11 protein-coding genes and 1 pseudogene are annotated in these 12,050 nt (G+C 45.7%); 9 read left to right on the forward strand and 3 right to left on the reverse strand.

Features of this window, described 5'->3' with window-relative positions; all coding sequences use genetic code 11:
• The 3 genes from ACIQZ3_RS06315 to ACIQZ3_RS06325 form a co-directional block, all read left to right on the forward strand.
• Window positions 1-275: hypothetical protein (locus ACIQZ3_RS06315; RefSeq protein WP_397391380.1), on the forward strand; the 275-nt coding region annotated here is incomplete at its 5' end.
• Between the two features lie 21 nt (window positions 276-296).
• Window positions 297-629: a hypothetical protein gene (locus tag ACIQZ3_RS06320; RefSeq protein WP_397391382.1), complete on the forward strand. Its 333-nt coding sequence runs from the start codon at window positions 297-299 to the stop codon at window positions 627-629.
• On the forward strand, window positions 626-1,168 hold the full coding sequence (locus ACIQZ3_RS06325; protein WP_397391384.1) for a DUF6036 family nucleotidyltransferase: 543 nt from the start codon (window positions 626-628) through the stop codon (window positions 1,166-1,168). The genes ACIQZ3_RS06320 and ACIQZ3_RS06325 overlap by 4 nt, the downstream gene beginning before the upstream one ends.
• Before the next feature lie 200 nt (window positions 1,169-1,368).
• Here ACIQZ3_RS06325 and ACIQZ3_RS06330 read toward each other — a convergent pair whose 3' ends face one another.
• Window positions 1,369-1,656 carry a hypothetical protein gene (locus ACIQZ3_RS06330; RefSeq protein ID WP_397391386.1) on the reverse strand — a complete coding sequence of 96 codons (288 nt, stop codon included), beginning with the start codon at window positions 1,654-1,656 and terminating at the stop codon, window positions 1,369-1,371.
• A gap of 452 nt (window positions 1,657-2,108) precedes the next feature.
• Here ACIQZ3_RS06330 and ACIQZ3_RS06335 point away from each other — a divergent pair, with 452 nt between their 5' ends.
• The 5 genes from ACIQZ3_RS06335 (at window position 2,109) to eutC (ending at window position 7,990) form a co-directional block, all read left to right on the forward strand.
• Entirely contained in the window at window positions 2,109-3,209 is a 1,101-nt protein-coding gene (locus ACIQZ3_RS06335) for a helix-turn-helix domain-containing protein (RefSeq protein ID WP_397391388.1), read from the forward strand.
• 297 nt (window positions 3,210-3,506) lie between these two features.
• Window positions 3,507-4,364 carry a TorF family putative porin gene (locus ACIQZ3_RS06340; RefSeq protein ID WP_397391390.1) on the forward strand — a complete coding sequence of 286 codons (858 nt, stop codon included), beginning with the start codon at window positions 3,507-3,509 and terminating at the stop codon, window positions 4,362-4,364.
• A gap of 23 nt (window positions 4,365-4,387) precedes the next feature.
• On the forward strand, window positions 4,388-5,761 hold the full coding sequence (gene eat, locus ACIQZ3_RS06345) for an ethanolamine permease (protein WP_397391392.1): 1,374 nt from the start codon (window positions 4,388-4,390) through the stop codon (window positions 5,759-5,761).
• 20 nt (window positions 5,762-5,781) lie between these two features.
• Window positions 5,782-7,176: an ethanolamine ammonia-lyase subunit EutB gene (locus tag ACIQZ3_RS06350; protein ID WP_397391394.1), complete on the forward strand. Its 1,395-nt coding sequence runs from the start codon at window positions 5,782-5,784 to the stop codon at window positions 7,174-7,176.
• A 4-nt stretch (window positions 7,177-7,180) separates the two neighbouring features.
• On the forward strand, window positions 7,181-7,990 hold the full coding sequence (gene eutC, locus ACIQZ3_RS06355; RefSeq protein WP_397391396.1) for an ethanolamine ammonia-lyase subunit EutC: 810 nt from the start codon (window positions 7,181-7,183) through the stop codon (window positions 7,988-7,990).
• Window positions 7,991-8,039: 49 nt separating this feature from the next.
• Here eutC and ACIQZ3_RS06360 read toward each other — a convergent pair whose 3' ends face one another.
• Window positions 8,040-8,420 carry a DUF779 domain-containing protein gene (locus ACIQZ3_RS06360; RefSeq protein ID WP_397391398.1) on the reverse strand — a complete coding sequence of 127 codons (381 nt, stop codon included), beginning with the start codon at window positions 8,418-8,420 and terminating at the stop codon, window positions 8,040-8,042.
• Window positions 8,421-8,517: 97 nt separating this feature from the next.
• The gene (locus ACIQZ3_RS06365; protein ID WP_397391400.1) at window positions 8,518-10,038 is read right to left on the reverse strand and encodes an aldehyde dehydrogenase family protein; all 1,521 of its coding nucleotides are present in this window, start codon (window positions 10,036-10,038) and stop codon (window positions 8,518-8,520) included.
• Window positions 10,039-10,740: 702 nt separating this feature from the next.
• On the opposite strand from ACIQZ3_RS06365, the pseudogene ACIQZ3_RS06370 reads away from it, so the two are divergent.
• A pseudogene (locus ACIQZ3_RS06370) lies at window positions 10,741-11,862 on the forward strand (GntP family permease); the annotation flags it as partial.
• Window positions 11,863-12,050 lie beyond the last annotated feature (188 nt).

Consider the following 12,050-nt stretch of genomic DNA (forward strand, 5'->3'; position numbering starts at 1 on the left):
CCATCAACCCCAATGCTAAGCTCAATATTGATGCCGCTATACAATCCCAATCCAAGACCCACACCAGTAGTGGTAGTGACCTCATGACCCAAAACAGCTCTAACAGTGGCAAGATCAGTCAAAGCCTTGCCTACGCCACAATTAACCTAAGCAATAGCCAAAACACCAATCCAAGCCCCACTTTAAAGACCGCCGGCGGTATTGTGGTGGGGGTAAGTAATTTACCTGGCAACGGAACCAGCAACGCATCTGGCGGTCCTCTTGCCCATATCTAACACCCTATATATACTTGTTCCATGCAGAGCAATCAATCTAAGCCCTCTATTTCCTCGCGTGTCTTGGCGCGTCAGGCCGATGCCCAGAAATATGAAAAGCTGGCTCGGTTGCATCGTCACGCATTGGTGTTGTTGCAATCGGATCGTCGCCAGGATGTGATTGCTAAGGCGCAAGCTAGAATTCAGAAGTGGGAAGAGCGGGACTTGTGTAGTCGTTTTTATATCGACGCTTGGAAAAGGTTATTGAGCTCAGATCCCTCCCACATGGAGCAAGAAGTTTGCAATAGTGCTCCTCAAGCCCATGCGCTGGCACAAAATTCACCATTTAGCTTTTTGATGAAAGAAGTTCAGTGAACCTGAGTCATATTCATCATGTATTAACTGAAGCTAAAAAGATCACCAACCACTCTGAATACGTGATTATCGGTAGTCTGACCGCTTTAGGTCTTAAAGTTCCTCCCCCAGATGAAATGGTGCGCTCAATTGATGTTGATTTATATCCAAAAGATGATCCGGCTCGCGCAGGTGAGGTTGCAGCGATCATCGGTCAGGGTAGTGCCTTTGAAGATAAATACGGCTATTACGTAGATGCAGCCAGCCCTGATTTACCCACTCTTCCTGATGGTTGGGAAAATCGCTTTGTGGTTCATGATTTTGGTGACGTGAGGGCTCTATTTCTAGAATTGAATGATGCAGCCATTTCTAAATATGCTCGTGGTGAAATCCGTGATCGTATTTGGATTCAGGGGGGCTTAAAAGCAGGGCTCCTGTCAATGCCTACCATTGAGTATCGTTTGCGAGAAACTTCATTCTTGGATGATATGGAGGAAAAATCCGTTAAGCAAAGAATTTCTGAAGATAAAGAATCGCTAAATTTAGATTTAAAAACTTAAAGTTCTGATTGAATGGCCATATCTGCCGTAAGTGCAAGCTAAGCGGATGATCTCTGCTCTAAAGGGTTCTTCGTCATCACGGGGTAATGGCATATAGCGATAGGCTGTTCTCGATAGCCCCGCCAAACTGCAGGCAGACCGTTCAGAGATCTTGTAACGATCCATGAGCAGTTGCGCTGCATTTTTACGTCTAGTGGGGCTTAAAAGTTTCCCTTGATGACTTCTTGGAGCATCACTTCGCGTAGCGATAGGTCTGCCACGAGCTTCTTAAGCCTCGCATTCTCCAGTTCCAAGTCTTTGAACTTCTTAGCTTGGTCCGCCTTGACCAAAGGGAATCCCTTGAGGGGCATGCCGCCGTACATCTTGCGCCAGCGATAGTAGCTTTGGACGGCAAGTAACCTACCCAGTAATGGAGCGAGCACTGCAGCGAACACTACAGCGAACACTACAGCGAACACCAACTCTAGTGCACCTCCCACCATCACCATTGACCTAAAACAACAAGCTTCTTAACATGCGGTTTGTATGACTTTATATTAACCAGACGGCCTGTCCAAAAAATCAAAGCTTATTGGATGTTGTTGGCAAAAAAGAGAAGGCTAGGTTTGGCCTAATATTTTGTGACTTAAAAGTATTTCATAACTCAATGGGACTGTCCCAATGGATAGTAATGAAATACCCTATATTTACCTGTATAAGTTGCTACGACCCATTACGATCTTCTTGGTCTGCTAAGTTCGCCTTGCATGCTGTTAATTAAATCTTCTGCTGTTCTTAGATTGAAGCCTAGGAATTTGCAGGGGTATGGTGATCCGCAAAATGAATTAGAGATGTAAATTAAAGGACTCATAAAAATGCGTCAAAATTTATTTTTTCTTTGCGAGCGCAATTGACTAAGGCTAGTCTGGCATCGATCCGCCGCAGTTGGTTTGCTGATGGTGTGGAGCCCACCAAGAGTTCATTGGAGTTGATAAGCCCCCGGGTATATCAATCTTGGAGTCGTTGTTTGCGTCTGGGTCTGGACCCCGGTCAAAGAAGTGCATTTGGAAATATTATTGGGGGAAGTTTTTTAGAATCGCGAATCGAGCAGCGAGCAGAATTGATTGGGTTAGCAGCGCCAATTATGAATTATTTTTACAGCCTGGTAAAAGGGGTTGGTGGGGTGGTAGTTTTGGCAGATCGTCAGGGTGTAATTATTCACTCTATTGGAGATGCAGAATTTATGTCAAAGGCTGAGCGCGTTTTATTGAAGCCGGGCGCCTCATGGGCAGAGAGGCATCGTGGAACAAATGCAATAGGCACGGCATTAGAAGACGGGGTGCCTATTGCCATTAATGGGCATGAACATTTTATGCGCCCCAATTTCTTTTTGAGCTGCTCTGCCGTACCAGTATTTGATTCCATTGGAAATGTAGCTGGGGTTTTAAATGTATCTACTGATAGTCGAAAATATCATCCGTATATATCGAGCCTTATATCGGTGGCCGCACACAGCCTGGAGAAACAGTTGTTTTTTTCAAGAGCCGCCTCTTATTTTGTTACCGCTAGCATTCATCCATCCCCTGGTGGGCTAGGTTCAATTTCCGAAGGAGTGCTAGGCCTTTCTGAGGACGGAAAAATCGTAGCGGCTAACCTTACGGCGCTGAAGTATTTGGGGATATCCCACCTTGAACTTGGCTCGGAAAAATTACAACAAATTGTGGATATAAAGCTTGAGGATATCTTGAGGTATGGGAGGTTTCGTCCTGAGGGGTATTGCACCTTGCGAATGTATCGAGGGAAAGAGATGGCATTTCAATTTGCTTTAACTGGTGATAAGTCCACTATCTTTTTCGACCCAAAAAGGGAGGCGCCCTTGGCTGAGCAGTTTGTTCAAGTGCCAAGCATTAAAAAGGCTGAGCATACTTTAAAAGCCATATCTAGAGAGATCGCATTAGACGCTTTAGAGGCTGCCAAAGGAAATATCACCAAAGCGGCGAGATCTCTAGGCATTAGTCGAAATACTTTGTACAAGTACATGAGGCAAGAATCGTCCAAGTAAGCCAGCGTAAATCACACTTAGCCCCAATTGTTTAGACAATCAATCTCATGCGTCAGCATTGAGTAGCGTTAAATTTTTGAACAACATTTCCCTGAGCCAATTGGGGTAAGCCCTTTAATCCCCCTATTTTTTTGGCCCACCTGTTTTTATTGGGATCCTCGACTTGTCCTCCATATCAGCGCTGATAGAAGATGAGGGTTGGAGTGCGAGATGCACATGTGGCATCAATTATTAGATGCGTTGGGCTTTTGAAAAAAATAAATATCAACTGGGGGAGGTTGGATTTTGAAAAAATATGTGTCGCCTTGTTTTTCAGGGATTGCGTTGAGGTCTGCTCTATTGTTGTGCGCTTCAATGTGGATTGGCATTTCTCAAGCCGCCGAGACTGTTGAGTCAAATCCGGAATATAAGTCAACGGGTAATGTGTCTTTGGTGAGCAACTATATTTGGCGTGGCCTAACCCAAACCTTTGACAAGCCGGCCTTACAGGCTGGCGGCGAGTTTGAGCATCGTTCCGGCTTTTATTTAGGCGCGTGGGCCTCCAATGTTTCTGAAAAATGGGTTCCAGGAAGTAATTTAGAGACTGATATTTACGCTGGATATAGGGCTGGCATGGAAGATATTAACGCTGACCTTGGCTTGGTTTATGTTTACTATCCTGGCGGAAACTACTCTAAGGCTTTGGGTGGGAATGTTTTTACGCCCTCTAGCCCTAATACGGCTGAAGTCTCCTTGGGGCTGAGTTACAAGGCCCTCTCGGTTAAGTATGGCAGAACTTTAACCTCCTTCTACGGCTGGGCTGTTAACAATTCAGCGCCTGGCGTTTTTTCTTCGGTCGACTCTTCGGCTGGTGTTTATGGTTCAACGAGGGGTTCCCAATACGGTGAAGTCAGCTTGAAGCAGGAGCTAGATGATGGTTGGGGTGTCTCTGGTATTGCTGGACATCAGTGGATTGCAAATAGCGTTAATTTGGATTGGAGCTATTTTCGCCTTGGAGTCAGCAAAACCATCCCAGGGGGATGGGGCGCCGGGCTATTTTATTCTTGGACCAGCAATCCAGCAGCATTTCAATCGTATGGATCCTTGACGGGCAATGGGCAGACGGCCAATGTGGCGGCCCCCAAGATATTTCTTTCTGCTACCCGTGATTTTTAAAAATTCAATACAAGAGGTTAAATATGTCAATTGAAGCTATTAAGCAGACAAAAGAGAGTTTGGCGCACCCCGGTCTGAATAAAACCCTAGGTACTTGGCAGTTGTGGGGCATTGCTGTCGGACTTGTCATCTCCGGAGAATATTTTGGCTGGAGTTATGGGTGGGCAAGCGCAGGAACCTTGGGGTTTGTGGTGACGTCCTGCTGTGTCGCCGCAATGTACATCACATTTATCTTTAGCTTTACCGAGCTTACAAGTCTTATTCCCAATGCGGGAGGGCCGTTTGCTTACAGCCGTCGCGCATTTGGGCCAACGGGAGGGTATCTAGCAGGTTTTGCCACTTTGGTGGAGTTTGTGTTTGCGCCCCCTGCCATTGCCTTGGCAATTGGGGCCTACATCAATGTTCAATTTCCTTCTTGGGATCCAAAAACGGTAGCGGTGGGTGCTTATATCGTATTTATGTCGCTCAATATTATTGGCGTACAAGTTGCGGCTACTTTTGAGTTATTTATTACATCAATCGCTATTTTTGAGTTGTTGGTATTTATGGGGGTCGTTTCTCCTGGATTCTCACTTGAAAATTTTGTTAGAGGGGGCTGGGGTGGGCAAGATGAATTTAGCATCGCCGCAATTCCGGGAATGTTTGCAGCCATCCCATTTGCCATTTGGTTTTTTCTCGCAATCGAGGGAGTTGCCATGGCTGCTGAAGAGGTGAAGGATCCAAAGCGATCCATACCAATTGCTTATGTTGGTGGAATTTTGACTTTATTAGTTTTGGCTATTGGCGTTACGGTTTTTGCTGGCGGTTCTGGGGACTGGACCAAGTTGGCCAATATTAACGATCCCTTGCCGCAAGCAATGCGCTCGATAGTGGGTGAGAATAGTGGTTGGACGCACATGTTGGTATGGTTGGGACTCTTTGGTTTGGTTGCGTCGTTCCATGCAATTATTCTCGGGTATTCACGACAAATATATGCCCAAGCTAGGGAGAGTTATTTACCCAGTTATTTTTCTAAAATTCACCCCAAATATAAAACACCTCATAGGGCAATTCTAGCGGGCGGATTTATTGGTATCGCAGCAATTTATAGTGACGATATTCTCAGTTTTGGTGGCAATTCTTTGACGGCCAACATTGTGACGATGGCTGTTTTCGGAGCACTCTTTATGTATATTTTGAGCATGATGAGTTTATTCAAGTTACGTCATTCAGAGCCCCAGTTGGAGCGTACATTTAAAGTGCCAATGTATCCTTTTTTCCCGGGATTCGCCTTATTAACATCGTCGATTTGCTTGATGGCAATGATTTATTACAACCCCTTATTGGCTGGAATTTTCTTTGGGGTTATGTTTTTAGGTCTGATTGTTTTTTTGCTTACTAGTGGTACGCGCCAATAGGTCTTGGCAGAAAGTACATTATGAGTATTTATTCGCATACAGTAGATTCCACCAATTATCAATTCAAAGACTTAAAAACGCTTTTAGCCAAAGCAAGTCCTTTGCGTTCCGGCGATGAGTTGGCTGGGGTGGCAGCGCAAACAGAGTTAGAGCGCGCCGCTGCGCAAATGGCTTTATCTGATGTGCCGCTGAAAAATTTTTTAAATGAAGCCCTGGTTCCCTATGAGATTGATGAGATAACTCGTTTAATTATGGATGAGCATGATGGCGCTGCATTTGCGCCGTATGCCCATTTCACGGTAGGCGATTTGAGAAACTGGCTGCTTTCAGAATTTGCCACTTCATCTAAGTTGGCTGCGTTATCGCCTGGGTTAACCCCTGAAATGGTTGCCGCAGTCAGTAAAATTATGCGAATACAGGATTTGGTGGCGGTTGCTAAAAAATGTCAGGTAGTCACTACATTTCGATCTACGGTGGGTTTGAGTGGGCGCCTTTCAACACGTTTGCAGCCAAACCACCCTACGGATGACCCTTATGGGATTATCGCAAGCACATTTGATGGCTTGATGTACGCCAGTGGTGATGCTCTTATTGGTATTAATCCGGCATCCGATAATGTCACTTCGGTCAAAGTGCTGTTATCTATGTTGGACGAGCTTATTGGGCTTCATCAAATTCCAACGCAATCCTGTGTGCTCACGCACATTACCAATACGATACAGGCGATTGATCAAGGAGCCCCAGTAGACTTGGTATTTCAATCGATTGCGGGAACTCAGGATGCGAATACTAGTTTTGGCGTGAACTTGGCCCTGCTATCGGAGGGAAGGTCTGCGGGTTTATCGCTACAGCGCAATGCTAAATCCAATCAAGTCATGTATTTTGAGACAGGGCAAGGTAGCGCGCTTTCAGCTCGCGCAAATCACGGCATGGATCAGCAGACCTGTGAAGTTCGCGCCTATGCTGTAGCTCGAAAATTCAATCCATTTTTAGTCAATACCGTTGTTGGATTTATAGGACCAGAATATTTATACGATGCCAAGCAAATAATTCGAGCTGGTCTTGAAGATCATTTCTGCGGAAAATTAATGGGATTGCCGATGGGTTGTGATATTTGCTATACAAATCATGCGCAAGCCGATCAGGGGGATATGGATGTGTTATTAACCATGCTATCGGTTGCTGGAATTAATTTTGTCATGGGCATTCCGGGGTCTGATGATGTGATGTTGAATTATCAAACCACCTCTTTTCATGATGCGATGTATGTGCGACAAGTTTTAGGTCTTCGACCTGCGCCTGAGTTTGAGGAGTGGTTGCGTTTCAAGGGAATATTTCTTGATGATTCCGGCATGTCTTTAGCAAACGCAGTGCCTCCATCATTTGGCAGAACATTATCGTTTTCTGAGGGCTGAGGGTATGAGTACACCAGAATCCAATTTTTTAATTGCAAATGCTTGGGCCAATTTAAAACGCTTTACCCAAGCCCGCATTGCATTAGGTCGGGCAGGCATTAGCTTGCCCACAGCACCGCATTTGGAATTTCAGTTGGCGCACGCTAAAGCGCGTGAAGCAATATATCACCCCCTGCCTTTGGAGCAAATTCAAGAGAAATTCAGGGCGGCATCTCAAGACGCTATAGTCGTTCACAGTCAAGCGCTTGATCGCGAGATGTATTTAAAGCGCCCCGATCTTGGCAGGCGTTTGGATGAGCAGTCCGCTTTGCGATTAGTGGAGTATTGTGCACCAGCAGAAAAACCATATGATGTTGTTTTTGTGGTGGCTGATGGTCTGTCCCCTTTGGCAATTGAAAAGAATGCCAATGCGTTCTTGGGGGAATTTTTGCCGGAAATACTCCAACTTCAGTGGCGCATTGCTCCAATTGTTTTGGCCTTAAATGCTCGAGTAGCGATTGGGGATGAAGTGGCCGTGGCACTAAATGCGCGCATGGTTGTTGTTTTAATTGGGGAGCGGCCTGGATTAAGTTCTCCTGATAGCATGGGGGTTTATATGACTTGGGCTCCACGGCATGGGTCGATGGATTCGGAGCGTAATTGCCTCTCCAATATTCGTCATGCAGGAATGTCTTATGCGGTGGCCAAACAAAAGTTGATGTATCTAATGAAAGAGGCTTGCCGTCGATCCTTGTCAGGGGTGGCTCTAAAAGAAGGGGCCCTTCACGGGGTAGGTGTGAATTTATCGCGCCCAAGCAAAAGCCTGTCTGGTTGAGCTTGCAGACAACCCATTGGCGTATTGAGGATGCAATATGGAGAAGGAATTAGTTGTTGATATCCTTAAGCGCTTGCACCTCTATTGCTTGCCATTCCTCGCTTGTGAATAGTCGTGAGCGAGTATGAAAAGCCATTCCAGTTGATCCTTCAAGTGAAAAAGTGCCGCCACGACCCTCAATGACATCAATGATCAGTTGTAGATGTTTCCAGTAGTCATACTGGGTTTTGCTCATGTAAAAAGGGGTCGCCCCTATTTCACCTAGTTTAATATCGTGGGGACCAATTGTGAGGTCGCTGGGTAGATAACAGTTGGCTGCGCTGTTGTCACAGCAGCCACCGGATTGATGAAATAGAAGCTCACCATATTCCGCTCTGAGTTTGGCGATGAGATCGAGTGCTGATTTAGTGGCGATGACCCGTTCAACCATGATAATTCCTTTATTGGAGTGGATATCAAGATCATGTTTTCAATGTCGCGGGGTAGCTAATTTCACCTCGCGACATTGCAATCATGAGGGCTGGGATTTAGAAGAATCCTAGCTTTGATTCGCTGTAGCTGACTAGCAGATTTTTAGTTTGCTGGTAATGATCCAGCATTACTTTATGGGTTTCCCTGCCGATGCCAGATTCTTTGTAGCCGCCAAAGGCTGCGTGCGCAGGATAGGCGTGATAACAATTTGTCCAAACCCGCCCAGCTTTAATGGAGCGACCCATGCGGTAGGCTACATTGCCATTGCGACTCCATACGCCGGCGCCTAGCCCATATAGGGTGTCGTTCGCAATTGCTAGTGCATCGGCTTCATCTTTAAATGTGGTGACCGCTAGAACTGGACCAAAGATTTCCTCCTGAAACACTCGCATCTTATTATGACCTTTGAGTAGGGTTGGCTGCACATAGTAACCATTTTTTAGATCGCCATCTAAGTGTGCCTGTGACCCACCGGCTAATAACTCGGCACCCTCTTGTTTTCCTAAATCTAGGTAGGTAAGAATTTTTGTTAATTGCTCTTTAGACGCCTGGGCTCCCATCATGCTATCAGTATCTAGTGGATTCATATGTTTAATGGCTGCAACGCGTTTAAGCACCTTTTCCATAAAACGTTCGTAGATGCTTTCCTGAATTAGCGCTCGGGATGGGCAAGTGCAGACTTCGCCTTGATTGAAGGCGAATAAAACCAAGCCTTCTATTGCCTTGTCTAAAAAACCATCGTCCTTATCCATGACATCTGCAAAAAAGATGTTGGGTGATTTGCCGCCTAATTCCAGGGTTGCTGGGATGAGATTGTTGGCAGCTGCCTGAGCGATTACCCGGCCGGTTGAGGTGGATCCAGTAAATGCAATTTTAGCGATTCTCTTGCTTGTGGCCAAAGGCATACCAGCTTCACGACCGAAGCCATTCACCACATTCAGAACTCCTGGCGGCAATAAATCAGCAATTAATTCAAGTAGTATTAGGATTGAAATAGGGGTGGATTCAGCGGGCTTTAATACCACGCAGTTTCCCGCCCCCAATGCCGGCGCAAGTTTCCACGCAGCCATCAAAATTGGAAAGTTCCAAGGGATGATTTGACCGACAACCCCTAAAGGCTCATGAAAATGATAGGCCACCATGGTTTCATCAATCTGGGAAAGCGCTCCTTCTTGTGCCCGAATGCAGCCGGCGAAATAGCGGAAATGATCAACGGTTAGAGGAATGTCTGCATTGAGTGTTTCGCGAATGGCTTTACCGTTGTCTACAGTTTCAGCATAGGCTAATAACTCAAGGTTGACCTCGATTCGATCGGCTATTTTGAGGAGGGTATTCGCACGATCTGCTGGTGGTGTTTTTCCCCAAGAATCCGCTGCTTTGTGGGCGGCATCTAGGGCAAGCTCAATATCCTCGGCGCTGGAGCGGGCTGCCCGAGTATATATTTTTCCGCTAATGGGAGTGATGACGTCAAAATACTCGCCTTTTACAGGTGGGATCCACTCGCCGCCAATAAAATTATCGTAGTGGGCCTTGTATTGTATTTTTGCGCCTTGAGCGCCTGGGGCTGCATAGATCAAGATTCTCTCCTAGTGGTTTTGTGTACGTTGCGCGTCAATATAGCAACTGATATGAATTTTCATTAATCCTGAATAGCAGTCAATGAATTGACCTGGGGGAATTTATAAACTCAAAAAAAGAATCAAAATCAAGGGTATTGCCTAATATTTTTTCGGGAAATATGTTCAGTTTTAAGACATGCCCCCTGAAGAGGGTTGGCTTCATCAATCTGAATACCCCTATAAGTATTCCTCCCTATTTTGATAGGTCCTATGGACCAAAAAGCAGGGGCAAATGACAGGATGAAGTTAATCGCCCCCTGGAACCAAAGTGGAGGTGACCTCCTCCCAATAAATTGGACACCCTAAATTAGAAAAAATCGGCGATATTATCCCTAAGGAGGGGTGCGCCATGAAGAGGTCAAAGTTCACAGAAGAGCAGATTGCTTTTGCATTATCAACAATTGGGTGAGTCGCCTTGTTAGCACATACTGGCTCAATAGCTAGATATCGTTAATACCTACATGGACTCAAAAGTCACCAATAGAACTTGACAACTGATCATCGTGAATTGTTTAGAGATTTTTTTGGGGTGTGGATGTTTTGCACAACAGGTGCGCCCATCCAATCTAACATTATTATTTTTGCTGCTGTTAGTACGATTGGGGTATCAGCACCCAGTCGATTAATGGCGCAAGCTATCAGACGGCTAAGTTTCCAGCTGGTCGTGATCGCGCGATGCTGTCAATCGTCTTGGTGTGCGCGCTACTGACTTATGGTGGTGTCTCATTATTGGTTGTTGTATTCGCTGTCTATCCCTTTGCTGCTGAATTATTTCGACAAAGTGATATTCCTAAAAGGTTAATACCGGGAACTATCGCCCTTGGCGCCTTCACCTTTACGATGGATTCGTTACCTGGGACGCCGCAAATTCAGAATGTGATACCAACGACGTTTTTTGGCGCCGATATTTACGCTGCCCCTGCGCTTGGAGTAATAGGCTCTATTTTTATTTTTGTTTTAGGAATGCTTTATTTAGACTGGCGCAGGCGTGCAGCTAAAAATGCGGGGGAGGGCTATGGCCTTGCGCACATTAACGAGCCGGCTCCATTTGATGTCAACGAGCAATTGAGGAATCCTTTGATTGCGGTTCTACCCTTAATCGTAGTGGCGCTTGCCAACAAATTTTTCACCGCGTGGATTCCTGCGGTTTATGGCAAAACAGTTTCATTCGTTCCGGCGGTCATTGGAAGCGCTCCTCCTGTAGTCCAAAGCATTGGGAGTGTCTCAGCAATCTGGGCGGTTGAGGGTGCGTTATTGCTTGGCGTGTTAACGGTACTCATATTTTCATATCGACGAATCATTGCTGGTTTTGCCGAGGGTTCTAAGGCCGCCATTAGCGGCGCTTTATTGGCTGCGATGAATACCGCCTCGGAGTATGGGTTTGGTGCGGTAATCGCTGCTTTGCCTGGATTTTTAATTGTCGCGGATGTCTTAAGGTTAGTACCTAATGTATTAATTAATGAAGCGGTTACAGTGACCGCTTTAGCTGGTATTACCGGGTCAGCATCGGGCGGTCTTGGGATTGCCTTAGCTGCCATGTCCGAGTCGTATATTCATGGTGCGCAGAATGCGGGTATTCCAATGGAGGTTTTACACCGCATCGCTTCTATGGCTAGTGGTGGTATGGATACATTACCTCATAACGGCGCTGCAATTACCTTGCTTGCTGTGACGGGCTTAACGCACCGCGTATCGTATCGGGATATTTTTGCGATTACCTGCATTAAAACTATTGCAGTATTTTTTGTTATCGCCGTCTATTACTTAACTGCTTGGATTTAAGAAATGTAGGGTTATCGAGCGCTGTCTCAATGGATAGCGCTCGATAACCCTAAACATATCAACTTTTTCGCCCTTAAGGGTGAATAATAATCCGCTAATCTTGTCTCGGATTTAATGGTTGATTGCTATTGCCAATTGCTCCGAGAATACAACGCTAAGAGTGCAATGGGAATTAAATGTGAATCTTA

It is taken from the genome of Polynucleobacter sp. (assembly GCF_044342855.1).
GTDB lineage: Bacteria > Pseudomonadota > Gammaproteobacteria > Burkholderiales > Burkholderiaceae > Polynucleobacter.